Source organism: Pseudomonas laurentiana (genome assembly GCF_014648275.1).
Lineage (GTDB): Bacteria > Pseudomonadota > Gammaproteobacteria > Pseudomonadales > Pseudomonadaceae > Aquipseudomonas > Aquipseudomonas laurentiana.
Genome location: NZ_BMQU01000008.1, coordinates 168591 through 192114, shown reverse-complemented (window position 1 = coordinate 192114; position 23524 = coordinate 168591). Strand labels below are relative to the sequence as shown.

The window sequence follows — 23524 nt, the reverse complement described above, 5'->3', positions numbered from 1 at the left end:
TAGCACTTGCTCTGCAAGAAGGTTTGTCGAAATGTCCAACAGTATGGGTATTGCCAGCGTTTTTGTTCTGTCTTCTTTTTTGTTGTCGCCGGTCGTAATGGCCGAAGAATCGCAAGCGTTCGTGGCTCAAAATGCCGCCCGCGCCGCTGCACTCGACAACGCTCGCCAAGCGATTGCAGAACAGGGTAAAGACCGCCTGGAAACCCAGAAAAACGCAGCGCCCAAGGTTTCGGCGAGTGACCGCAACGACAGCTGATCGGCGCCTCGCGCCCCCTCTGCTCCCCCCGAAAACCGCACCGGTGATGCATTCGCCGGTGCGGTTTTCGTCTAAAGCCGCTGCTGATCAGCGGCTTTTTTTGGCGCGCTGAAAAGTGCCTGAGTTTGATCGTCCTTGCCGCCCTGACGATCGTTGTTTCGCACAATAAAAAACAGCCACACCTTCACCCAAGGAGTTAACCACGGTGAGCATTGCCTTACGCTTCACACCACTATTCGTTGCACTGGCTGCAACGATGCCTTTCACTGCCCAGGCAGACGACGAATCCACTGAAGGCTTCATCGAAGGCTCCAGCCTCAAACTGCTTAGTCGTAACTACTACATGAATCGCAACCAGCTCTCGCAGGGCAAGCGCGATAACAAGGAGTGGGGCCAGGGTTTCATTGGCAAATTCGAGTCGGGCTACACCCAGGGCACACTCGGCTTCGGCATTGACGCTCATGCCATGCTCGGCCTGAAACTCGATGGCGGCGGCGGTACCGGCAACTCCAGCATTCTGCCGGTCAGCAGCACCAGCAAAGAAGGTTACGAGTACGGCAAGGCGCCGGATTCCTTCTCTACCGCGGGCGCAGCGCTCAAGTTCAAGGCCTTCGACACTGAGCTGAAGGCCGGTGACCTGTTCTTGAACAACCCGGTGATCGCCGGAGGCGAAAGCCGCATGTTGCCGCAGACCTTCCGTGGGGTCAGCCTGACTAACAAAAGCCTCGATGGCCTGATGTTCGACGCAGGTCAGGCCAGCTTCACCAAGCTCTACAACCAAAGCGGGCACAGCCGTATCGGCACCTCGTACGGCACGCTACCGGACGACCGAGAGAGCCGCCACCTGAACTGGGCCGGTGTAGCCTGGAGTTCGATTCCGAACCTGACCGCCAACTTGTATGCCGCGGAACTCAAGGATATCTGGAACCAGTACTACGCCGACCTCGACTACACCTATCACGTGAACGATCTGGTCAGCCTCAACCCAGGCGTGCATTTCTATCACACCCAGGACACCGGCGATGCGCTGCTGGGCAACATCGACAACAACACCTACAGCCTGCACTTCACGGTCGGTGTTGGTTTTCATGCGATCACGGCGGTGTATCAGCGCGTCAACGGCAACACCCCGTTCGATTACATCACCCAGGGCGACAGCATTTACCTGGACAACTCGCAGATCTACTCGGACTTCAACGGCCCCAACGAGCGCTCCTGGAAGCTCAAGTACGCCTATGACTTCACCGGCCTGGACGTACCCGGCCTGACTTCGGTGGTGTCCTACTCACGCGGTGAACTGGACCTGACCAAAGTTGACCCGAACAGCGCAGGCTACGGCGAGACCTGGTACAACCCCGATGGCAAGAACGCGCAGCACTGGGAGCGTGACATCGACCTGCAGTACGTATTCCAGGAAGGCGACTTCAAGGACCTCTCCGTCATGCTGCGCTGGGCTGCCCACCGTGGTAGCCAGGGTTACTCGCAGGTGGACAACAACGTCGACGAATACCGTGTGATCGTCGAATACCCACTGAACATTTTCTGACCTGCGGTATGGCAGGCAAGCCAGTCAGGCCTTCAGGGCTGCAAGAGCCCTGTTGGAACAGGCTTGCCTGCGATGGGATCCGTTAGGGCGCCAGCACGTATGCGGCGCCCTACCTACAAACAGACAGCCGCCGTTCATCTGTTCAATTCGCCAATGTGACAAGACAAATCACTCTGGATCTTGTCCGACAATAAACAGATCCCTAAAATACGTCGCCGCGCACGCTCCGTGCCCCCTCTTGCTCATGACCTACGGTCAAACACTGGCGACCATGACTTCGCGCACCCGGCCTCAACGCACTGCCCTGTACCGAAGCCATCCAGAACTGGTTCTTAATCTGGGCAGTTGCCTGACGGTTCTGGCGATCGTTGCCATCGTAACGTTTTTGTTGATGCGCGAACGTACCAACGTCGAGCAGGCGGCCGTTCGCTCGGCAAGCAACATCGTGCAGTTGATCGACACCGACATTGTGCGCAACGTGGAACTCTACAACCTGTCCTTGCGGGGCCTGATCTGGGCCGCACAGCGCCCGGAGTTGTTGACGATTCCACCGGAACTGCGCCACCAGGTGTTGTTCAACCAGGCCTTCAGCGTGCCATTGCGGGGCGATATCCTGTGGCTCGACAGCAATGGCGATGTGGTCGCGGACTCCGCCAGCACGACCCCACGCAGCGCCAACTTTGCCGACAGCAAGATATTCCAGGACCACCGGGCTAACCCTGGCCTGGGCCTGTTGATCAGCCAACCGTTCAAGGCACGGCTTGGCGATCTGGATTGGTGCATTGGCTTCAGCCGCAGGATTTCGGATATCCATGGCGAGTTTGCTGGCGTCGCCGCCGGTGCCTTGCGCCTGTCGTACTTCGATGAGTTGTTCAATCGCCTGGACATTGGCCACGAAGGCAGCATTAACCTGATCAACACCAACGGGGTACTGCTCGCTCGGCACTCGGCACAGGACAACCGCCAACTGGTGGGCAAGGACTTCAGCCAGCAACTGAACTTCAAACGGGCCATTCAAGAAGGCAGGGGTAGTTTCAGCGCGATCTCGGCACTGGATGGCAAAGAGCGCCTGTTCACTTTTTCCCGCGTCACGGACCTGCCATTGATGGTGGTCGTGGCCCTGTCCAGTGAAGAAGTATTCGAGTCGTGGCTGCGAACCGCTTTGGTGGTGGGTAGCGCAACAGGCGTGCTGTGCGTTGGCATTCTCTGGCTTACGCTGTTGCTGGGTCGCGAGCTGCGCCGCCGCCAGGATGCCGAACAAGGCCTGGCCACCCTGGCCGCCACCGACAGCCTGACCAATCTGCCGAATCGTCGGCGTCTGGACCAGGTGCTGCGCCAGGAATGGGCCCGCGCCAAACGCAATGCGCGTCCCTTGTCGGTATTGATGGTGGACGTCGACCGCTTCAAGGCCTTCAACGAGCGACACGGCCACCAGGGCGGTGATCAGGCCTTGCGTAAAGTGGCCGCGACCATCCAGCGTTGCATCCGTCGACCGGCAGATCTCGCGGCCCGCTATGGCGGCGAGGAGTTTCTGATCGTCTTGCCGGAAACCGACACCCAGGGTGCTCATCAACTGGCTGAGAACCTGCGCCGTCAGATCGCAGCACAACCGCCGTACGCCGGCGATGCGCAGCCCGTAACCGTCAGCATCGGTGTTGCCACCCATGCGCCAGACTGCCCGCAACACAGCCTCGACGCCCTGCTGGGCGCTGCCGACGGGGCGCTCTACCAAGCCAAACACAACGGACGCAATCAGGTCGTCTAACCACGCGCCTCCTTGAGGACGAATCTGTATGCAGATTTTCGACGGGATCTGTCCTTTGGCGCACCTGTCGAATGCCTGTATCTTCATGGGCTCGACGTCACAGGTTGTTGCCGCACCATGAACCCCGAAGCCCTTGAACTGCTGGTCACTCGCGAAATGCCTTTCGGCAAGTACAAAGGCCGCTTGATCGCGGACCTGCCCGGCCAGTACCTGAACTGGTTCGCCCGTGAAGGCTTTCCCAAGGGCGAGTTGGGCAGCCTGTTGGCGCTGATGCATGAAGTCGACCACAACGGCCTGTCTGACTTGCTCGTTCCCCTGCGTAAAAAACACCCACGCCCCCGCCCCTGACACAGCGAGCACTTGCATGAATGACCTGCCCCTGTCTGAGCCCTCCCTTCTGGCCCGCGACGAGGGCTACTGGCAACGCGTCGCCTCGCGCTACGACATCGAACCCGGACCGATCAACCTTGAGTACGGTTACTTCGGCCGCATGACACGCACGGTAGCGGAGCACTACCAGGCGCATATCGCGGCAATCAATCGGGCTGGCTCACTGCCGGTACGGCAGCACTTCGAGCAGGTCGGCAGCCTGGAGATCCATGCGGCGGTGGCGGAGTTGTTGCAGGTTCCGGTCAACACTGTAGCCCTGACGCAGAGCACGTCGGCCTCGATGCTGTCGCTGATCCGTAACTACAACGGCCTGCGCCCTGGCGATCAGGTGCTGATCAGCGACCTGGAGTACGACAGCGTAAAGCACGCCATGCGCTGGCTGGCGCACAACCGAGGGGTGGAAGTGATCGAAATCCGTCATCCGCACCCGGCCACGTTCGATAACCTGCTCGACAGCTACCGCCAGGCGTTCGAGCGCTACCCTCGACTCAAGCTGATGGCCCTGACCTACGTGACCCACCGCACCGGGTTGGTGATGCCGGTGCAGGCCATCGCCGCCTGCGCCCGGGCTCAGGGCGTCGAGGTCATGCTCGACGGTGCTCATGCGCTGGGGTTGGTGGACTTCACGCTGGATCAGTCAGGCGTCGATTTCGCCGCGTTCAACTTGCAGAAATGGATCGGCGCGCCGCTGAGCCTGGGGGTGCTGTACATCGCCGAAGCACGTCTGCAGGCCATCGACCCGGACATGAGCGAAGCGAACTACCGAGGGGATGATATCCGCTCGCGGGCGCCGTGCGGCACACCGAACATTCCCGCCTGGATGACCTTGCCGACCGTATTTGCAGAACACCGGGCCATGGGTGGCGCAGCGGTAAAAGGGGCGCGCCTGAGTTACCTGCGCGACCTTTGGGTCGAACAGGTGCGCCCATTGCCCGGCATCGAGGTGATGACCCCGGACGATCCGCGCCTGTATTGCGGCATCACCTCATTTCGCTTTACCCGCCACCCTGACCAGGCCGCCATGGCTCGACGCCTGCTGGACGAGCACAACCTGTTCACCGTGGCCCCCGAGGGCTCGGCCTGCGGGCCATGCATTCGGGTAACGCCCGGCTTCACCACAACGCCGGACGACCTCCAGGCGCTGGTCCGCGCCTTGCACGAACTGGCCTGAGCACGCCCTCAGGCCTTGGCCGGCTCGACCGCCAGCTCGACGACGTCGCTACGCTTGAGCAACGCGTACAACACGGCGGTCAGCAGGCTACCGGCAAGAATTGCCAACAGGTAAAGCAGTGCATGGTTGATGGCGTTCGGGATCAGCAACACGAACAGCCCGCCATGAGGCGCCATCAGCTTGCAACCGAAGTACATCGACAAGGCACCGGTCAACGCCCCACCGGCGATGCTCGCGGGAATCACCCGTAGCGGGTCCTTGGCAGCAAAGGGAATCGCCCCTTCGGAAATGAAGCAGAGGCCCAGTACCAACGCGGCCTTGCCGGCCTCCCGCTCACTCTGGGCAAACTTGCGCCGTGCAATGAAGCTGGCAATGCCCAGCCCGATCGGCGGCACCATACCTGCTGCCATGGTCGCGGCCATCGGTGCATAACTCTGCGATGCCAGCAGGCCCACAGAGAACGCATAGGCGGCCTTGTTGATCGGCCCACCGAGATCAACGCACATCATCCCGCCAAGCAGGATGCCGAGGAGGATGGCATTGGTGGTGCCCATGCTGTCGAGAAAATGGGTCAACCCCGCAAGCATCTGCGCTACGGGCTGGCCAACCACGTAGATCATCACCAGGCCCGTAAACAGGCTGGCCAACAATGGAATGATCAGGATCGGCTTGAGCGCTTCCAGGCTACTGGGCAGTCGCGCCCAACGGTTGATGGCCTTGGCGCTGTAGCCTGCGAGGAAACCGGCAACGATACCGCCGATAAACCCGGCACCCAGGGTGCTGGCCAGCAAGCCGCCAATCATGCCCGGCGCAAGGCCAGGGCGATCGGCAATCGAGTAGGCGATATAACCGGCCAGCAACGGCACCATCAACTTGAACGCCGCCTCACCACCGATCTGCATCAGCGCCGCAGGCAAGGTACCCGGTTGCTTGAACGCCTCGATGCCGAAGACAAAGGACAAGGCGATCAGCAAACCACCCGCCACCACCATCGGCAGCATGAACGATACCCCGGTCAGCAGGTGCTTGTAGACACCCGTCTTCTCACCCTTGTCGGGCGCAGCCTGGCCGGCAGTCGCCGCCGACTCCTGCTTGCCTTCGGCCAGTGCTTTATCCAAGGTCGCGCGCGCCTGCTTCAGGGCAATGCCTGTGCCGCAGCGATAGATCCGCTTGCCGGCAAAACGCTCGGTGGCCACTTCGATGTCTGCAGCCAGCAATACCACATCCGCCTCGGCAATCGCCTGAGCGCTAAGCGGTGTACGGGCGCCCACCGAACCCTGGGTTTCCACGTCAAGGTGGTAACCCATCTGCTGCGCTGCCTGCTGTAACGCCTCGGCGGCCATGAAGGTGTGAGCCACACCGGTCGGGCAGGCGGTGATCGCGACAATGCGTTTGCCCTGTGCGACAGGCGCCACAGGCTCGGCTACCGGCTGATAAACCTCGGCCTTCTCGGCGGCATCGCGCAAGAAGTGATCAACATCCTGTAGCGCCTGCGACGGGGTACTGCGGAACAACCGCTTGCCGGCAAAACGCTGCAAGTTCAACGGGCCGCTGCTGACCACCAGAACCCAGTCGGCCGCGTCGATATCCGCCGCCAGAAGTTGCCGCTCGGGGTGCGCCGGGTCGTGAACTTCGACGCTGGTGCCATAACCCTGGCGGCGGGCCGCAGCCTCCAGCAAGCGTGCACTGAGCACGCTGGAGACCATGGCGTTGGGACAAGCCGTGACAATCGCCAGTTTCATGTTCAACCCTCTTGTTCTGCTGCCGGGGTGTGGATACGGATCTCACGCTGCAACTGCACGAGGTACTGTGGGTCGGTGATACCAAAGCCGATCTGGCTCACGGCCATGGCCGCAATGGCGGTTGCCCGGCGCAAGGTGCTTTCGGCGGCGTCGCCTTCCAGCAGACCATGGACCATGCCGGCCAACAGCGAATCACCAGCACCCACGGTACTGGCAACCTTCACCGTGGGTGGCGACGCATGCAAGGTTGCCTGGGCGTTGAACCAGGTAACGCCTTCGGCCCCTTGAGAAATCACCACCTCCTCAATACCCAGGTCCAGCAAACGGCGCGCAGCAGCCTGCTGCTCGCTAAAGCTATGCAGCGGCGTTTCCAATACCTCGCCCAACTCGTCGGTGTTGGGCTTGACCAACCACGGCATGCTGGCAAGACCGGCACGCAGGGCCTCACCACTGGTATCCAGCGCGACTTTCAGCCCCAAGGCCTTGAGACGCGCAAGCAGTTGTGCAAACCACTGCACCGTGACGCCGGGCGGCAGGCTGCCAGCCACGACCACCGCATCGTGCCCTGGCGCGATACGTTCCAGACGCTCCAACAACGCCGCAAAGGCCGACTCGTCGACGTCCGGCCCTGGGCCATTGATGTCGGTCACCCGCCCTGTACCTTCAACCAGCTTGATATTGCTACGGGTCTGTCCCGGTACACGAATGAAGCCGTCAACAAAGCCACGCTGTGCGATCAGCGCCTCAAAAGGCTGAAGGTTATCCGCACCAAGAAAGCCACTCACGGTTATCTGGTGCCCCAGGTCGGCCAGCACCTGAGCCACGTTGAGCCCCTTGCCCGCGGCATGCGCCTGCAGGGCGTGGCTCCGATTGACGGTGCCCGGCTGCAAGTGCTCCAGCGTAACGGTGAGGTCCAGTGCCGGGTTGAGGGTCAACGTCAGGATCTTGGCCATCAGCGTATCTCCACCAGCGCCCGCACATCGGCGGCGCTACCCTGAGCCAACGCGTCGCGCGCCAACTGCCGGGTGTGTTCATAATTCAGTTCGCGCACCTGAGCCTTGACCTCGGCGATACTGCGCGCGGCCACACTCAGTTCATCCACCCCAAGGCCCAACAGGATGGGTACAGCCTGCGGATCAGCCGCCAGTTCGCCGCACACCCCGACCCATTTGCCGTGGGCATGGGCGGCTCGCACCGTCATGTCGATCAAGTGCAGTACCGCCGGGTGCAGGCCATCGGCCTGGGCGGAAAGCGTTGGGTGACCCCGGTCAATCGCCAGGGTGTATTGGGTCAGGTCATTGGTACCGACGCTGAAGAAGTCCACTTCGCGGGCCAGCACAGGCGCCAGTATCGCCGCCGAAGGCACTTCGATCATGATCCCGACCTGCAGGTCATTGACTTCAATTTCCTGACGCAGGCGTTCGACCATCGCTCGTGCTTCACGCCACTCCTCCAACTGGCCGACCATCGGAAACATGATCCGTAGCGGTCGGTTATCGGCAGCACGCAGCAAGGCACGCAGTTGGCTCTCCATGATCTGAGGCCGCAGCAGGGTCAGGCGAACACCGCGCACGCCGAGGAAGGGGTTTTCTTCCTGCTCGATCGGCCAATAGGGCAACGGCTTGTCGCCGCCGACATCAAGGGTTCGCACCACCAGTGGCCGACCACCGAGGCCGTCGAGGACCTTACGGTACTCGGCCTCCTGAGTCGCCTCATCGGGGGCGCTCTGGTGGGCCATGAAAATCAGCTCGGTACGCAGCAAGCCAACGCCTTCGGCACCATGGTCGACCACCGCCGCGATACCCGCGCTTTCACCAATGTTGGCAAAGACTTCGATGGCGTGCCCATCAAGGGTATGTGCCGGCTCCAGGCGACGCGCGCGGGCAGCCTGCAAGCGCTGCTCACGACGATCGCGCTCGGCCAGGGAGCGCTGCAACAGCTCAGGCTCTGGCGCCACATGCAAACGTCCGCGCTGGCCGTCGAGCAGCAACGGCGTACCTTGGGCGATCAGCAATACCGATGCCCCCGCCCCCACGACCGCAGGAATGCCAAGTGCACGGGCAACAATGGCGCTGTGCGCGGTAGCGCCCCCGCGAGCGGTAAGAATGCCGGCGACGCGGGCCGGGTCAAGCCGGGCGACATCGGAAGGCCCGACCTCTTCCATCACCAACACGTAAGGCGCGTCCGGCAAGGCCATGTCGGCCTCACCACACAACTGCGCCAACACCCGCCGACCGACGTCGCGCAGGTCGGCCGCACGCTCAGCGAGCAGCGCATCGTGCAGGGCTTCCTGCTGTCGGGCTGCAGCATCGATTACCGCCATCCACGCGGCTTCGGCGCTTTCGCCCTGGCGCAAACGCTGCGCCACCTCATCCCCCAGCGCCGGGTCGTCGAGCATTTCCAGATGGGTGACGAAGATTTCACGAATCGCCTTGGCCTGGCTGCGCTTGATGACCCCGTCAATATCGTCGCGCACTGCCACCAACGCCTGTTGCAAACGCTCACGCTCGACAGCAGGCGACTCACCGCGCAGCGGATACTCGAACTCGCGCAGCACCTGGACATGCGCCGGGCCGCTGGCTATTCCAGGAGCGGCGGCCACGCCCTGAATCAGCGTACCTGCCGCCGGGGCCTGGACCCGCGGTGGCGTCACCTCGGCAACGACCGGCTCAGCCACGAGGGCCGGCAACGGCTCGATCTCCTCGCCCAGCCCCTCTTCCACAGCAGCCAGCAAGGCTGGCAACGCGTCAGCCGCAATGCTTGGTTCTGCGATGAATTCCAGCACCTGCCCACGGTGCGCGCCCAGGCTGAGCAGTTTGCTCAAACTCTTCGCCGAGACGGCAGCCTGACCGGTTTCCGGCAGGCGCAGGCGAATCTCACCCTCGAAGGCTTTGGCCAATTGCGCAAGGATCTTGGCCGGACGGGCATGCAGACCATGGGCGTTGGCCAGGGTAATGCGTGCGCTGGGCCAATCCACCGGCACTTCGCCACCCAGTACTTCCAGTACGGTACGGCTGCTGGTGGCGCGGAACAGTTCCTGGCCACGCCCCTCGATCAGCAGTGTGCATAAGCGCTCAAGCAGCGCCTGATGCGCTTCCCCCAGGCTGGCCAGACAGAACAGCCCGTTCAAGGGTTGGCCCAGGTAACGCAACGGTTGTGCCGGGGTGACGAATGCCAGGCCCGGTTGCCGTACTGTCTGCTCGCTGTGCAACCACCAGAGCCCATCGCCCAGAGGCAAGGCTTCGACCTGCTGTAGAACCGCCGCAAAGCCGTTGCCCACGCATTCGGCTCGCCGCAACAGGCGTGCGCCACGCCAGACCAGTTCTTCGAAATCTTCCGACGGCACGCCAAGGCCGATCAGTTGCGCATCCAGTGCCAACGCCTGCGGTGCACCCTGCAGCAATTTCAACAGCGCCTCGGCGGAGGCAGCACGGCGCAGCGCTTCGCCCAAGTCGGTTTCGCCCAAGGCCCGGGTCAGCAGTTGCAACAGCCGCAGGTGCTCATCGGATTTAGCGGCGATACCAATGGCCAGGTAAACCGTCTGACCATCACCCCAGTCCACGCCCTCGGGAAACTGCAACAGCCGCACGCCTGTGGTATGCACCAGGTCGCGGGTCTGTGGAGTGCCGTGGGGGATAGCAATGCCTTGACCCAGAAAGGTCGAACCTTGCGCCTCGCGGTCCTGCAATCCGGCCAGGTAACCTTCGGCGACCAACCCGTCAGCAACCAGAAGGCCCGCCAACAGTTGCAGTGCGGCCGGTTTATCCACAGCCGTCTGGCCCATGGATATCTGCTCTACGGTGAGCTCGAGCATGACCCTCTCCTTTGCAGCGCCAGGTTGGCGCCGAGGTATTGTTGTGGATATTTCAGCACAGTCCTCAGGGATCTGGCCGTGGCGCCGGTGGCTAGCAGGGCAGAAAAAGCGCCAGCTGAAACGTTTAATCTATAATGACGATCACGTTACTCGATAATCTGCGATCTATGAAGCCCCATCTTGTCGGGCAACTGCGACAATAGTCGTCTGCGCTACTGCGACGAGATCGGCGAAACTATCCGGTCAGGCTTCGCAGCCAAGACCTGGTAATAACAAGGATAATTCGGTGAAACTCAGCGATATCGCTCGCCTGGCCGGTGTGTCTGTGACCACCGCCAGCTATGTCATCAATGGCAAGGCCGAACAACAACGCATCAGTAACAGTACTGTAGAGCGGGTGCGTGCAGTGGTCGATGCACATGGCTTCACACCCAATCCGCAGGCAGCCGGCCTGCGCAGCCGACACACGCGAACCTTGGGGTTCATCCTGCCGGATCTGGAAAACCCCTCCTACGCGTGCATCGCCAAACAACTGGAGCAAGGTGCCCGCGCCCAGGGCTATCAGTTGCTGATCGCCAGCAGCGACGACAACCCCGAGAGCGAGCGTCAGTTGCAGCAACTGTTCCGCGCGCGCCGTTGTGACGCCTTGTTTGTCGCCACCTGCCTGCCAGAAGACGACGACAGCTATCGGCAGTTGCAGGCTAAGGGCCTGCCGATCATTGCCATCGACCGTACGCTGGACGCCGCGCATTTCTGCTCGGTGGTCAGTGATGACCAGAATGCCAGCTTGCAGTTGACCCTCAGCTTGCTGGCGTCGGCCCCCAAGCACATTGCCCTGATTGGTGCGCGCGCCGAACTGAGCGTCAGCCAGGCACGTACCCGTGGCTTCGACCAGGCACTGGAAGGCTTTACCGGTAGTATCAGCCACTATCAAGGCGAGGCATTCAGCCGTGACTGCGGTCGCCGCCTGATGGGCGAACTGCTGGCCGATCTGGGCCGCCTGCCCGACGCGCTGGTGACCACCTCCTACGTCCTGCTGCAGGGTGTATTCGATGTGCTGCAAAGCCGCCCGGCCGATTCCCGCGCCGTGCATCTGGGCACCTTCGGTGACACCCAGTTGCTGGACTTCCTGCCATTGCCAGTCAACGCCATGGCCCAGCAACACAGGCTGATCGCCGAAACCGCACTGAAACTGGCCTTGGCAGCGATCGAGAAGAACGACTACACGCCAGGCATCCATGCCATTGGCCGCACCTTCAAACAGCGAATATTCACGGCCTGACCATGCGCCTGATCGACACCCACACACACCTGGACTTTCCGGACTTCGATGCTGACCGCACAGCATTGCTGGCCAATGCCCGGGCCCAGGGTGTCGAACGCATGGTGGTGCTGGGGGTGTATCGGGACAACTGGCAGCGGGTCTGGGACCTGGTGCAAAGCGACTCACAGTTGTATGCAGCGTTTGGCCTGCATCCGGTGTACCTGGATGAGCATCGCGCCGAGGATCTTCTGGCACTGAAAGACTGGCTGAACCGCCTGCACGGAGCACGCCAGTTGTGCGCAGTGGGTGAGTTTGGCCTGGACTATTACCTGGAAACCCTCGACCGGGATCGACAAAACGCATTGTTTGAAGGCCAGTTACAGCTGGCAGCCGACTTCAACCTGCCCGCACTGCTGCATGTACGGCGCAGTCACGCTCAAGTCATTGCAACGCTCAAGCGCTACAAGCTGGCACGCGGTGGAATAATCCACGCATTTGCTGGCAGTTACGAAGAAGCCCGGGAGTACATCCGGCTAGGCTTCAAGCTCGGCTTGGGCGGCGCGGCCACCTGGCCGCAGGCACTGCGCCTGCGCAAAACCATTGTGCGCTTGCCACTGGACAGCGTGGTACTGGAAACCGACGCCCCGGACATGGCGCCGGCGATGTTTGCCGGGCTGCGCAACAGCCCGGAACACCTGCCGCAGATTGCTGCAGCGCTGGCCGAGCTGATGGGCATTGAGCCAGATCAGTTGGCCGACGCCAGCAGCCGTACGGCCTGTGCACTGTTTGGCTGGTAACCCCAGGCACCACGATTGTGTTTGGCCCTAGACCCGAAACGCCCCGATCAAACGCTTGAGCTCCAGCACCTGGGTGGACAATTGCCGGCTGGCATCCTCGGTCTGGTGCGCGCCGTCGCTGGCATGTTCGGCAGCGCGGTTGATCTGTACGATGTTCTGGTCGATGTCGTGGGCTACCGCAGTCTGCTGCTCCACCGCAGCGGCAATCTGCTGGTTCTGGTCGACGATCGTACCGACGGCACCCAGAATATTCTCCAGCGCCTGCTGCACCTGTTCGGACTGGCCCACCGTCCCCGACGCCATCTGATGGCTGCTGTCCATCGCCTTGACCGCTGCACCCACGCCACCCTGCAAGCGTGAAATCATGTGCTCGATCTCTTCGGTCGACTGCTGAGTGCGCTTGGCCAAGGTTCGTACCTCATCGGCCACCACGGCAAAACCACGGCCTTGTTCGCCAGCACGGGCCGCTTCGATAGCCGCGTTCAACGCCAGCAGGTTGGTCTGCTCGGCAATGCTCTTGATCACTTCCAGCACCCGGCTGATGGCTTGGCTGTCATTGGCCAACTGGTTGATCACCCGTACCGATTGGTCAATTTCACTGGCCAGGCGGGCGATGCTGCCTTGCTGCGAAGCCACCAGGCTGCGGCCACTGACGGTGTCGCGATTGACCCCTTGGGCACTGCTGACCGCTGCGGCCGTGCTGCGTGCAACCTCCTGAGCTGTCGCCGACATCTGGTTCATCGCCGTGGCTACCTGCTCAATCTGCCCGCGCTGACCACTGACCGCCTGATTGCTCTGCGCCGATACGGTATGCACCTGCTCGGCCTGGTACTCAACCTGCGCCACGGTCTGGCCGACCTGCTCTATCAGGTCGTGGATACGCCGCACCGTGGCATTGAACACCTGACCCAGTTCACCCAACTCATCGCGGCTATGGGCCTGGAAATTCACCGTCATATCACCGGCCGCCACCTCGTCCATCACAATGCCCAGGCGCCTCAACGTACTGCGGGTCGACGCATAGAAGCCGCTATACAGGTAGACGATCAGCAGGAATACGCCAGCCAGCGCACCCACTAGCAGGATCATATGACGACGGTATTCACCCAGCCGCTGCTCCAGCTCCAAACGCAGAAAGCCGAGCGTCGCGCTGTTGAGTTGATAGGTCTGCGCCATTAGCCCGCTCACTTGTTGATAAAAAGACGGCCACGGCGCATCAAGGGTATCGGCCATCACCACCTGCTCCTCGAACAGCTCACCGGCCTGCTTCAATGAGGCCTGACTGGCTGCAGCCTGCGCCCCCAGGCTTGCCTTCGCCCGAGGTTCAACAGCGAGAGCGTCTTGCAGCTTGATCGCATAATCCGCCCCGAGCTTTTCGAGGGTTTGCAGCAGCTCCTCAAAACGGGTACTGGAAGCAGAATTGAGAAAACCCTGCCCGAGGGAGTAGGCGCCCATGGCACGTCCTTCGCCCAAGGCCTGGGTGACCTGAGGTGTTGCGCTGATCAGCAGCTCACTGAGCTGGCGAACCACACGCTCATCGTCTTGGCTCAACCCCGCCTGGCTGGCGATCAGCTTGGTCAGCACCTGAGCCTGCGCCAGTAGCTTGTCGAACAGCGCAGCCTTGCTCAACAAGGAGGTTTCGCTCTGTGCGCGCGTAAGCACGGCCAGCATTTCACTGCGCTTGTCTTCAAAGGCGCGTACCTGCGCCTCGTCGACCGACACCGCACTCAACCCCTGCAGGTGGGCCAGCAACTGCTGCTCGAGGGCCGAGATTTTCACCTCGACATCCCCCGCCTTGCCCGACTGCCCCAGCACAGCGTTGATCTGCACCAGGTTGCCCAGCGTTTCCAGATCACTGCGCAACATCAGGCTGCTACCCAGCAGATCGAGGCTCTGCAACTCGATACGGGTGGCACTGAACTGGGCATACGCGTCGCGGACCAGATAGAAATTGGTCACCAACATGGGCAGGAAAAACAGAACGCTGATCAGGCTGAACTTCTTCCCGAAACTCAGGCGGTTCATCAACGCGATAGCTGGGTACAAGAGGCGCTTCACGGGTCGTCTCCTTGGTTCTTATTGTTCTATAGGCGCAATGGCACTAGGCCACCGGCGATGCTCACCAGCTCCTGTATAACGCATATTGATGCGGGGATTTGTAACTTAAGGTTAACCGGCGGCGGACCATGCCTGAACGCGGCCCGCCACGGCTTCAGGCCAGCACAGTCCAGAGGGCGAAGCCGGCGTACCAGAGTACGGCGGAACGCAGCAACAGCTCCCAGAGGATGTCCAGCCCGGCGAGGCCATCGGGGCCGGCCACAGAACGCTGAGACAGCTCGCCAGCCGCACGACCGGCAATGTGAATCAACCGACCGGCGCTGATGTTCCAGTTCAGCAACTCATGCAACAAGGCACGGCTGACGGCAACGAAATTGCCAACCAAGGCAAAACTCGCTGCCAGCAAGCGTACTGGCAGCCAATCGAAAGCGTGCCGCAACTGCGCTGCGCGCTCGCGCAATGCCTCGTTGCTCGCATGTTCAGCCGTCAGTGCCAGCAGCCGGTAGCCCAACGCGACGGCCGGGCCTAGCAGGAAGTACCAGAAAATCACCGCGAACAGGCTCTGGTAGGCCTGCCACAACAGGTGCCCCTCGACCCGTTCAATCAACATCGTTTCACTGTCTGCGACCAAACCCAGGTCACGCTCAGCGACATGCAGTGCGGCCTGCTCATCACCGCGCCGCCAGGTATCGCGAAACGTCCCAAGCGATGCTTTCACATCGCCACGCCCCAGGCTGTAGATCAGCACCAGCAGGTGCAGTACGAAGTTGAGCAATCCATACGCCACCGGTGCCAGTGCATGCAGTAGCAAGGCCAGCACAGCAACAGGCAGCAGCACCAGAATGCCCAACACCCACCACGGATGGGTTTTGCCGCTGCGTTCCAGTCGTGCCAGCTCGCCAAGAAAGAAGCCATCACGTTGCAGGCGCTGGCGCAAAGCCGAAAACTTCTCGATCCACAACACCAACAACAACACCAGAAAACTCATGATTTTTCCTCGCTATCCTGCAGGGCGGCGCGGTAACGCGCCCAATCAAAGGCTGGACCCGGGTCTGTCTTGCGGCCCGGTGCAATCTCACTATGGCCACGAATCCGTTCGCAGCTAATGGCGGGCCAGGCTGCCTGCAACTGCCGGGTCAATGCCTGCAGGGCCTGGTACTGAGCATCGCTGAAAGGCAGGTCGTCGGTGCCTTCAAGCTCGATGCCCAAAGAAAAGTCGTTACACCCCTCGCGACCGTCAAATGTCGAGACACCGGCGTGCCAAGCCCGGTCCAGACAGGAAACGAACTGAGTAATGGCACCGTCACGTTCGATCAAAAAATGCGCAGAGACACGCAACGTCTTGATGGTCTCGAAAAACGGGTGCTCGTCAGGGTCCAGGCGGTTCTGGAAAAACGCCTGCACCTTGCCGGTAGCAAATTGGGCTGGTGGCAAGCTGATATTGTGGATCACCAGCAGGGAAATGGCTTCACCGTCGGGGCGGGCATTGAAGTTTGGCGAAGGGCAATGGGTGATGCCGGCAACCCAGCCGGTAGCACGGTCCAACTGCATAGAAATTCCTGAAAGCGACCCAAAGACAACGCCAGTATGCCCCGCCGCATGGGCGGATGTATCGTGAAAAAGTGTGTTATCGAATAGCCGCACCGTGCACAACACGCCGCGTGTTTGCTGCAACCCCGGCCCGGCCTGCCCTATAATCCCGACCACTTAGCTTGTGGAGCCTGCCATGCCGAATTTACGCCTCGCCGATCTGACTGCCGAAATCGAAGCCAACGTGCGCCGTGCGTTGCTCGAAGATATTGGCAGCGGCGACATCACTGCCCAACTGATCCCGGCCGAACGCCTGGCCAAGGCCACTATCATCACCCGTGAAAACTGCGTGATCAGCGGCACTGCGTGGGTTGATGCCGTGTTCCGCCAGCTCGACCCTCGGGTGGCAGTGCATTGGCAGGTCAAGGACGGCGACCGGGCCAGGCCCAACCAGATCCTGTTCACCCTTGAAGGGCCCGCACGCTCGCTGCTCAGCGGTGAGCGCAGCGCCCTGAACTTCCTGCAATTGCTCTCCGGTGTCGCCACCCACGCGCAGTCCCTCGCCGACAAGGTTGCCCATACCCAGGTCAAGCTGCTCGACACCCGCAAGACACTCCCAGGCCTGCGTCTGGCGCAGAAGTACGCCGTCACCTGTGGTGGCTGCCACAACCACCGGATCGGCCTCTACGATGCCTTCCTGATCAAGGAAAACCACATTGCCGCCAGCGGCGGCATCGCCGAAGCGATCACGGCGGCACACCGCATCGCCCCCGGCAAACCGGTGGAAATTGAAGTGGAAAGCCTGGCCGAGCTGAAGCAAGCGCTGGATGCCGGTGCCGACATCATCATGCTCGACGAGCTGAGCCTGGACGACATGCGTGAAGCCGTCCGCCTGAATGCAGGCCGTGCCAAACTCGAAGCCAGTGGCGGGATCAACGAAAGCACCTTGCTGGTGATCGCCGAAACGGGGGTGGACTACATTTCCATCGGTGCCATGACCAAGGACGTCAAGGCAGTGGACCTGTCGATGCGCCTGAGCCTGTAAGGGGTCAGCGGGGGCTAACAGCACGCAGCGGCCCCTGGCCTGAAAACACAAACCCCCGCTCAAAAGCGGGGGTTTGTCGTCTAGCTACGCGAAATCAATGTGCCGCGTTCTGCAGGCCATCCAGGTAGCGCTCGACGTCCAGCGCAGCCATGCAACCGGCACCGGCCGAGGTGATCGCCTGGCGGTATACGTGGTCAGCCACGTCACCGGCAGCAAACACACCCTCGATGTTGGTCGCAGTGGCGTTGCCGTCACGGCCGCCGTTGACGACCAGGTAACCGTCCTTGAGGGTCAGTTGACCTTCGAACAGCGACGTGTTCGGGGTATGGCCAATGGCGATGAACACGCCGTCGACCTTGATGTCTTCGCTGCTGCCATCGTTGTTCTTCAGGCGCGCACCGGTCACGCCCATGTCGTCACCCAAGACTTCGTCCAGGGTGGCGTTGAGCTTCAGTACGATCTTGCCTTCAGCTACACGGGCGTGCAGCTTGTCGACCAGGATCTTCTCGGCACGGAAAGTCTCACGGCGGTGAACCAGGGTCACCTTGCTGGCGATGTTGGCCAGGTACAGGGCTTCCTCGACAGCAGTGTTACCGCCACCGACAACAGCAACCTCACGGTTGCGGTAGAAGAAGCCGTCACAGGTAGCGCAGGCCGAAACGCCCTTGCCCATGAAGGTTTCTTCCGACGGCAGGCCCAGGTAGCGAGCGCTGGCGCCAGTGGCGATGATCAGCGCATCGCAGGTGTAGGTCGCGCTGTCACCTTTGAGGGTGAACGGCTTTTGCGCCAGGTCTACGGCGTTGATGTGGTCGAACACCACTTCAGTCTCGAAGCGCTCGGCATGTTCCTGCATACGCTGCATCAGTGCCGGGCCGGTCAGACCATGGGCATCGCCCGGCCAGTTGTCGACTTCGGTGGTGGTGGTCAGTTGGCCACCGGCCTGCATGCCGGTGATCAGCAGCGGCTTGAGGTTGGCGCGGGCCGCGTATACCGCAGCGCTGTAACCGGCAGGGCCGGAACCGAGGATGATCACTCGCGAATGACGTACTTCAGACATGACACTCTCCTGTCGACCTGGCCTGTAGCGACCAGTGTCGTAACGCCGGGATCGCCGGCTGGAACAAAAAAGAACCTGCGAAGCACTTTGGGAAGGCTTTTGGCCGCAGGTCCTGAAAAACTGCTGGGTTACAGGCTCTTGGCGTTTTCAGCCAGGTAGTCGGCAACACCCTTGGCATCGGCCTTCATGCCTTTCTGGCCTGGACGCCAGCCGGCCGGGCAAACTTCGCCGTACTGTTCGGTAAACTGCAGGGCCTCGACCAGACGAATCATCTCGTCGACTTCGCGGCCCAGCGGCAGGTTGTTGACCACCTGATGCTGCACCACACCTTGCTGGTCGATCAGGAACGAAGCGCGCAGGGCAACGCCAGCGTCATGCTCGATACCATAGGCACGGGTAATTTCGTGTTTAACGTCGGCGACCATGGTGAACTCGACTTCGCCGATACCACCCTTCTCCACCGGCGTGTTGCGCCAGGCGTGGTGGGTGAACTGCGAGTCGATCGAAACACCGACCACTTCAACACCCAACTCACGGAACTTGTCCATGCGGTTGTTGTGGGCAATGATTTCCGACGGGCACACGAAGGTAAAGTCCAACGGCCAGAAGAACAGCACGACGTACTTGCCGCGCAGGGAGGAAAGCGTGAAGCTGTCGACGATCGAACCATCACCCAGCACTGCCGCCGCATCGAAATCAGGGGCTTGCTTGTTAACCAGAATGCTCATGAAAACTCCTTGAAGATTGAATTCGAAGGCGTTGAAAAGTTGTGCGCACTGTAGCGAGGTGGCAGAGATTAAGGAAATATCCTTAGACAATCCACCTTATAGACGACCTCTATTTACCGCCGTGGGAATGACCTGATCTTCTATGACCTATGGGTCACAGGCGACCTCGGCTTTTGTTACATCGCGTGTCGCCGAGCCTTGCCGGCTTTCACCGAATGCCCAAACTCGGTAATGTCAGCGCGTTTTGTCCTCACGCGGAGCATTCTATGCAAGCCCCTGTTCTCTCTGGCCCGGACTACCTGCGCCAGGGCTTAAAACTGGTACTCAGCCCGGGCCTGCGACTGTTCGTGTTGCTGCCCTTGACTATCAACCTGGTACTGTTTTTCGGCCTTATCTACCTTGCCGGGCACCAGTTCAGCCTGTGGGTCGACACGTTGATGCCCAGCCTGCCGAATTGGCTGAGCTTTCTCAGCTATATCCTCTGGCCACTGTTTGTCGTGCTGGTAGCGCTGATGGTGTTCTTCACCTTCACTTTGCTCGCCAACATCATCGCCGCCCCCTTCAATGGCTTTCTGGCTGAAAAGGTAGAAGCGGTGCTGCGCGGCAGCGACCAGTCGCCACCGTTCAGCTGGAGCGAACTGTTTGCCATGGTGCCACGCACACTGAGCCGCGAGCTGCGCAAACTGGGCTACTTCCTGCCGCGCACTATTGCCTTGTTCATTCTGTCGCTGATTCCGATGGTCAACCTGATCGCAGCACCGTTGTGGCTGGTGTTCGGGATCTGGATGATGGCCATTCAGTACATCGACTACCCGGCAGACAACCACAAGCTGGGCTGGAACGAAATGCTTGCCTGGCTGCGGGAAAAGCGCTGGAAAAGCCTGAGCTTCGGTGGTTCGGTGTACCTGGCGTTGCTGATACCGTTCGTCAACATCCTGATGATGCCAGCGGCGGTGGCCGGGGCAGTAGTGTTCTGGGTGCGTGAAGAGGGTGAGAAGGCGCTGGTGCCGACCCGAGCACGCTGACCGCCAACTACGGCCTGCCACCCGACAGGCCGTAGCTTTACTAGTCAGACTGGCATCAGCTCGCCAAATGGTTGGAAAACTGGCCTACGGCGCTGACCACGCGCTTGGCGCCGTCCTGAATTTCGACAATCACTGTTCCGGTCTGCCCGACCAACTCCAGACCTTGTTCGGCCTGACGCTTGCTGCTGTCGATAATGTCCACTGCCGCTTTGGCCAGTTGTTCGTTCTGCTGCACCACTCGGGCGATTTCCTCGGTGGCGGCGCTGGTACGCGACGCCAACTGCCGCACTTCGTCGGCGACCACCGCGAAACCACGGCCTTGCTCCCCCGCGCGAGCCGCTTCAATGGCAGCGTTGAGTGCCAACAGGTTGGTCTGCCCGGCAATGTCGCTGATGGTCTTGATGATCGAACCGATCACCTGAGACTGCTTGTCCAATGCCTCGATACCACCAGCGGCATCCTGCATGTAAGCCTCAAGACCACGCATCACCTCAACCGTCTTGCTTACCACCTCGGCACCCTTCTGAGCGCTGGCGTCGGTCTGCCGAGAGGTCTCGTAGGCGATATTAGCCGCGTCGGCCACTGCTTGTTCCTGCTTGACCTGATCGGTGATTACCGTGGCGAACTTGACCACTTTGTACAGCACGTCGTGAGCGTCGACGATCGGGTTATAGGACGCCTCCAGCCAGACTTCACGCCCATGGGCATCAATGCGCTTGAAGCGGTCGACGATGAACTCGCCACGGCGCAGCTTTTCCCAGAACGCCTGATAAGCAGGCGAGTTGTAATCTTCCGGTGTACAGAACACCCGATGGTGCTTGCCGCGCAGCTTCTCGAGGCTATACCCCATCGTCTGCAAAAAACGGTCATTGGCTGTAAGCACTTCACCATCAAGGTTGAACTCGATCACAGCCGTAGAGCGCATCAGCGCATTGATCAGGCTTTCATGCTCACGAGAGGTTTCAATCGTGCGGGTCAGGTCGCTGGAGTGCAGTGTGAAGTACTGCAACCGGCCTGCGCTATTCTTGACCGGCTGCAAAATCGAACGCAGCCAGGCTTCCTCACCGTTGCCACGCAGCAGACGGAAGGCACCATTGAGGTGCTCGCCACGGGTGATGGCGGCCCTCATTCGCGTGTAGAAATCGAGCTGTTTGACGTGGGGCGGAACAATGTCTTCGATATTGCGGCCAACCAGTTGGCTGCTGTCGTACAACATCTCTTTCTCGAAATTGCTGTTGGCCGACTCGATACGCCCCTGCGGGTCGAGGTGCAGTACCAGCATCTCACTGTCGAGACTGCTTTTTACCTGCTCCATGGAAAGCAGGTCTTCACGCAGCTGGAGTACTTCTTTTTTCAGTTTGCTGTTGAACATTACCGCCCCTGGAGCGCAAGACCTTCAATTGAATGCATCTTCATCGGCTGATTGTTCGACATTCTTGAGCGCACCGGTGCGAAATATTTCGGTCACGAAGCCCCCGATATCGAACGTCACAAAGCCGTCATATCAGCGTCATGCCCCGGCAATCGTTGGGTATGAAACTTTCCCCATGACAGCACATACCTTGCGCATTGCCCTGGTCAGCGAGACCTTCCCACCCGAGATCAACGGGGTCGCCAACACGCTAGGCCGCCTCAGCGAAGGGTTACGCTCACGCGGGCATCAGGTCGAACTGGTGCGCCCCCGCCAAGCCGGTGATTCATCCGGCACCGGCGACGAACAGGCACTGTTGTGCCGAGGCTGGCCACTGCCGGGCTACCCCGGCCTGCAGTGGGGCCAGGTATCAATGCACAAACTCCTGCGCCACTGGCGCCGACAGCGCCCAGACGTGCTCTACATCGCGACCGAGGGCCCACTGGGCTTGAGTGCCCTGCGGGCTGCACGGCGCTTGGGGATTGCGGTGGTCAGTGGTTTTCACACCAATTTTCAGCTGTATACCAACCCGTACGGTCTGGGCCTGCTGACACGTGCGCTCACTCAGTACCTGCGCTGGTTCCACAACCGCACGCACACCACCCTGGTGCCAAGCATCAGCCAGCGCCAGACACTGCAACGACGAGGCTTCGAGCGCCTGGGCCTGCTCGCCCGCGGCGTGGACAGCAACCTGTTCAACCCGGTACGACGCAGCCAAGCGTTACGCGAGCATTGGGGGCTGGGCAACGAGGACATTGCCCTGATGTACGTCGGGCGATTGGCTGCGGAAAAAAACCTGGGCCTGCTGCGGCGCAGCGTTGATGCCCTGTGCCAGGCTTATCCACAGCGGCGCATCAGGCTGATTGTGGTCGGAGACGGTCCTCAACGGACAACGCTGGAACAGCAGTTGCCACAGGCAGTTTTCTGCGGCGCTCAACGCGGTACAGCCTTGGCCGAACACTATGCGTCCGGGGATATCTTCCTTTTCCCCAGCCTCACGGAAACCTTCGGCAACGTCGTGCTTGAAGCGTTGGCGTCGGGGTTGGGGGTCGTGGCCTACGATGAAGCCGCTGCGGCTCAGCATATCCGCCACGGCCACAATGGCGCACTGGCCATGCCGGGGGACGAGAACGCGTTCATCGACGCCGCCAGTTGGCTGCTTGAAGACTGCGAGACCTTGCGCCGGGTGCGCCTGAATGCTCGCCAACATGCCAGCCGCCAAGGCTGGCCGGCCATTGTCGAGCAATTCGAGACTTACTTGCGTACAGCGTGCGAGCAAGCGGCCAGCGTACGCCAGCCACCTATGCCACTGACGATCAAACCAGGCTCCTCAGCGCCTCACGGGTGAACAGAATCGCCCGTGACGCAAGGATCAGCCCAGCGCTTTCTCGATCGCCTGTACCACGGTCGGATCATCCGGCGCGGTACGCGGGGCAAAGCGGGCCAACACCCGACCATCCTTGCCAACCAGGAATTTTTCAAAGTTCCAGGTGATATCGCCTGGGAACTCCGCGCCCTCGCCGGCCAACAGACGGTACAAGGGGTGGCGCTGCGGACCGTTCACTTCCAGTTTGCTGCCCAAAGGGAAATTCACCCCATAGTTGAGGCTGCAAAAGGCCTGGATCTCGCTCTCGGTACCCGGCTCCTGCCCGGCAAACTGATTGCACGGCAAGCCCAGAACGTTGAAACCCTTGGCCTTGTACTGCTGATAGAGGTTTTCCAGCGCGGCGTATTGCGGCGTCAACCCGCACTTCGAGGCGACATTGACCACCAGCACCACCTGGCCCTTGAAGGGCGCCAGGGGTAACTCCTGGCCATCCAGCGCTTGCAACTTCAGGTCGTGAAATACACTCATGACAAACTCCTCTATTGCCAATCCGGGCCACGGCGCCCTTTTGGCCCGCCCACTAAAAAGGCGCTCGGGT

Annotated in this window: 20 protein-coding genes; 10 read left to right on the top strand and 10 right to left on the bottom strand. The window is 61.0% G+C overall.

Annotation, left to right across the window (positions count from 1 at the left end; translation table 11 throughout):
* The first annotated feature begins 31 nt into the window (after positions 1–31).
* The 5 genes from IE038_RS10760 (at position 32) to IE038_RS10740 (ending at position 5128) form a co-directional block, all read left to right on the top strand.
* Positions 32–256: a hypothetical protein gene (locus tag IE038_RS10760; RefSeq protein ID WP_163938049.1), complete on the top strand. Its 225-nt coding sequence runs from the start codon at positions 32–34 to the stop codon at positions 254–256.
* Between the two features lie 256 nt (positions 257–512).
* Positions 513–1802 (top strand): OprD family porin, encoded by a 1290-nt coding sequence (locus IE038_RS10755; protein WP_438810761.1) that lies wholly within the window; start codon positions 513–515, stop codon positions 1800–1802.
* Between the two features lie 244 nt (positions 1803–2046).
* Positions 2047–3567, top strand: a complete 1521-nt coding sequence (locus IE038_RS10750) for a GGDEF domain-containing protein (RefSeq protein ID WP_438810758.1) — start codon at positions 2047–2049, stop codon at positions 3565–3567.
* A 117-nt stretch (positions 3568–3684) separates the two neighbouring features.
* Positions 3685–3915: a DUF3820 family protein gene (locus IE038_RS10745; protein ID WP_065761155.1), complete on the top strand. Its 231-nt coding sequence runs from the start codon at positions 3685–3687 to the stop codon at positions 3913–3915.
* A 16-nt stretch (positions 3916–3931) separates the two neighbouring features.
* Complete coding sequence (locus IE038_RS10740) at positions 3932–5128, top strand: aminotransferase class V-fold PLP-dependent enzyme (protein ID WP_163939235.1); 1197 nt, start codon at positions 3932–3934, stop codon at positions 5126–5128.
* Between the two features lie 8 nt (positions 5129–5136).
* Here the strand turns inward: IE038_RS10740 and IE038_RS10735 are convergent, their stop codons facing one another.
* Genes IE038_RS10735 through ptsP form a run of 3 tightly spaced genes read right to left on the bottom strand, consistent with a single transcriptional unit; the run spans position 5137 to position 10684 of the window.
* Positions 5137–6870, bottom strand: a complete 1734-nt coding sequence (locus IE038_RS10735) for a PTS fructose-like transporter subunit IIB (RefSeq protein ID WP_189395596.1) — start codon at positions 6868–6870, stop codon at positions 5137–5139.
* Positions 6871–6872: 2 nt separating this feature from the next.
* The gene (pfkB, locus tag IE038_RS10730; RefSeq protein WP_189395595.1) at positions 6873–7823 is read right to left on the bottom strand and encodes a 1-phosphofructokinase; all 951 of its coding nucleotides are present in this window, start codon (positions 7821–7823) and stop codon (positions 6873–6875) included.
* Positions 7823–10684, bottom strand: a complete 2862-nt coding sequence (gene ptsP / locus IE038_RS10725) for a phosphoenolpyruvate--protein phosphotransferase (RefSeq protein WP_189395594.1) — start codon at positions 10682–10684, stop codon at positions 7823–7825. The genes pfkB and ptsP overlap by 1 nt, the downstream gene beginning before the upstream one ends.
* Positions 10685–10970: 286 nt before the next feature.
* On the opposite strand from ptsP, the gene cra reads away from it, so the two are divergent.
* Together cra and IE038_RS10715 are read left to right on the top strand one after the other, a co-directional pair.
* A complete protein-coding gene (gene cra / locus IE038_RS10720; protein WP_163939166.1) occupies positions 10971–11966 on the top strand; it encodes a catabolite repressor/activator in 996 nt (331 codons plus the stop codon).
* A gap of 2 nt (positions 11967–11968) precedes the next feature.
* The gene (locus tag IE038_RS10715) at positions 11969–12745 is read left to right on the top strand and encodes a TatD family hydrolase (protein ID WP_163939164.1); all 777 of its coding nucleotides are present in this window, start codon (positions 11969–11971) and stop codon (positions 12743–12745) included.
* A 27-nt stretch (positions 12746–12772) separates the two neighbouring features.
* On the opposite strand, the gene IE038_RS25270 is transcribed toward IE038_RS10715, so the two are convergent.
* The 3 genes from IE038_RS25270 to ampD all read right to left on the bottom strand — a co-directional run bounded on the left by IE038_RS25270 (position 12773) and on the right by ampD (position 16354).
* Positions 12773–13477 carry a methyl-accepting chemotaxis protein gene (locus IE038_RS25270; protein ID WP_438810760.1) on the bottom strand — a complete coding sequence of 235 codons (705 nt, stop codon included), beginning with the start codon at positions 13475–13477 and terminating at the stop codon, positions 12773–12775.
* A 1480-nt stretch (positions 13478–14957) separates the two neighbouring features.
* On the bottom strand, positions 14958–15791 hold the full coding sequence (gene ampE, locus IE038_RS10705; RefSeq protein WP_163939162.1) for a regulatory signaling modulator protein AmpE: 834 nt from the start codon (positions 15789–15791) through the stop codon (positions 14958–14960).
* Positions 15788–16354 (bottom strand): 1,6-anhydro-N-acetylmuramyl-L-alanine amidase AmpD, encoded by a 567-nt coding sequence (gene ampD / locus IE038_RS10700; protein ID WP_163939160.1) that lies wholly within the window; start codon positions 16352–16354, stop codon positions 15788–15790. The genes ampE and ampD overlap by 4 nt, the downstream gene beginning before the upstream one ends.
* Positions 16355–16529: 175 nt before the next feature.
* Between ampD and nadC the strand changes: the two genes are divergently transcribed.
* Entirely contained in the window at positions 16530–17378 is an 849-nt protein-coding gene (gene nadC / locus IE038_RS10695) for a carboxylating nicotinate-nucleotide diphosphorylase (protein ID WP_163939159.1), read from the top strand.
* 94 nt (positions 17379–17472) lie between these two features.
* On the opposite strand, the gene trxB is transcribed toward nadC, so the two are convergent.
* Entirely contained in the window at positions 17473–18435 is a 963-nt protein-coding gene (trxB, locus tag IE038_RS10690) for a thioredoxin-disulfide reductase (RefSeq protein ID WP_065761145.1), read from the bottom strand.
* Positions 18436–18563: 128 nt separating this feature from the next.
* A complete protein-coding gene (locus IE038_RS10685) occupies positions 18564–19163 on the bottom strand; it encodes a peroxiredoxin (RefSeq protein ID WP_163939157.1) in 600 nt (199 codons plus the stop codon).
* A 215-nt stretch (positions 19164–19378) separates the two neighbouring features.
* On the opposite strand from IE038_RS10685, the gene cysZ reads away from it, so the two are divergent.
* The gene (cysZ, locus tag IE038_RS10680) at positions 19379–20188 is read left to right on the top strand and encodes a sulfate transporter CysZ (RefSeq protein WP_308425272.1); all 810 of its coding nucleotides are present in this window, start codon (positions 19379–19381) and stop codon (positions 20186–20188) included.
* 55 nt (positions 20189–20243) lie between these two features.
* Here cysZ and IE038_RS10675 read toward each other — a convergent pair whose 3' ends face one another.
* Positions 20244–21560, bottom strand: coding sequence for a methyl-accepting chemotaxis protein (locus IE038_RS10675; RefSeq protein ID WP_189395592.1), 1317 nt, complete (start codon positions 21558–21560; stop codon positions 20244–20246).
* Positions 21561–21735: 175 nt separating this feature from the next.
* Between IE038_RS10675 and IE038_RS10670 the strand changes: the two genes are divergently transcribed.
* Positions 21736–22947, top strand: a complete 1212-nt coding sequence (locus IE038_RS10670) for a glycosyltransferase family 4 protein (protein WP_163939780.1) — start codon at positions 21736–21738, stop codon at positions 22945–22947.
* 24 nt (positions 22948–22971) lie between these two features.
* Here IE038_RS10670 and IE038_RS10665 read toward each other — a convergent pair whose 3' ends face one another.
* A complete protein-coding gene (locus tag IE038_RS10665; RefSeq protein ID WP_163939779.1) occupies positions 22972–23454 on the bottom strand; it encodes a glutathione peroxidase in 483 nt (160 codons plus the stop codon).
* Positions 23455–23524 lie beyond the last annotated feature (70 nt).

Coding starts and splice junctions, on each gene's coding strand:
- IE038_RS10715 (WP_163939164.1), top strand. CDS start 11,969: ATGCGCCTGATCGACACCCACACACACCTGGACTTTCCGGACTTCGAT.
- IE038_RS25270 (WP_438810760.1), bottom strand. CDS start 13,477: ATGTCGGCGACAGCTCAGGAGGTTGCACGCAGCACGGCCGCAGCGGTC.
- IE038_RS10675 (WP_189395592.1), bottom strand. CDS start 21,560: ATGTTCAACAGCAAACTGAAAAAAGAAGTACTCCAGCTGCGTGAAGAC.
- IE038_RS10750 (WP_438810758.1), top strand. CDS start 2,047: ATGACCTACGGTCAAACACTGGCGACCATGACTTCGCGCACCCGGCCT.
- nadC (WP_163939159.1), top strand. CDS start 16,530: ATGCCGAATTTACGCCTCGCCGATCTGACTGCCGAAATCGAAGCCAAC.
- ampD (WP_163939160.1), bottom strand. CDS start 16,354: ATGCAGTTGGACCGTGCTACCGGCTGGGTTGCCGGCATCACCCATTGC.
- IE038_RS10740 (WP_163939235.1), top strand. CDS start 3,932: ATGAATGACCTGCCCCTGTCTGAGCCCTCCCTTCTGGCCCGCGACGAG.
- pfkB (WP_189395595.1), bottom strand. CDS start 7,823: ATGGCCAAGATCCTGACGTTGACCCTCAACCCGGCACTGGACCTCACC.
- IE038_RS10735 (WP_189395596.1), bottom strand. CDS start 6,870: ATGAAACTGGCGATTGTCACGGCTTGTCCCAACGCCATGGTCTCCAGC.
- IE038_RS10745 (WP_065761155.1), top strand. CDS start 3,685: ATGAACCCCGAAGCCCTTGAACTGCTGGTCACTCGCGAAATGCCTTTC.
- ptsP (WP_189395594.1), bottom strand. CDS start 10,684: ATGCTCGAGCTCACCGTAGAGCAGATATCCATGGGCCAGACGGCTGTG.
- IE038_RS10670 (WP_163939780.1), top strand. CDS start 21,736: ATGACAGCACATACCTTGCGCATTGCCCTGGTCAGCGAGACCTTCCCA.
- IE038_RS10760 (WP_163938049.1), top strand. CDS start 32: ATGTCCAACAGTATGGGTATTGCCAGCGTTTTTGTTCTGTCTTCTTTT.
- IE038_RS10755 (WP_438810761.1), top strand. CDS start 513: ATGCCTTTCACTGCCCAGGCAGACGACGAATCCACTGAAGGCTTCATC.
- cysZ (WP_308425272.1), top strand. CDS start 19,379: ATGCCCAAACTCGGTAATGTCAGCGCGTTTTGTCCTCACGCGGAGCAT.
- trxB (WP_065761145.1), bottom strand. CDS start 18,435: ATGTCTGAAGTACGTCATTCGCGAGTGATCATCCTCGGTTCCGGCCCT.
- IE038_RS10685 (WP_163939157.1), bottom strand. CDS start 19,163: ATGAGCATTCTGGTTAACAAGCAAGCCCCTGATTTCGATGCGGCGGCA.
- IE038_RS10665 (WP_163939779.1), bottom strand. CDS start 23,454: ATGAGTGTATTTCACGACCTGAAGTTGCAAGCGCTGGATGGCCAGGAG.
- ampE (WP_163939162.1), bottom strand. CDS start 15,791: ATGAGTTTTCTGGTGTTGTTGTTGGTGTTGTGGATCGAGAAGTTTTCG.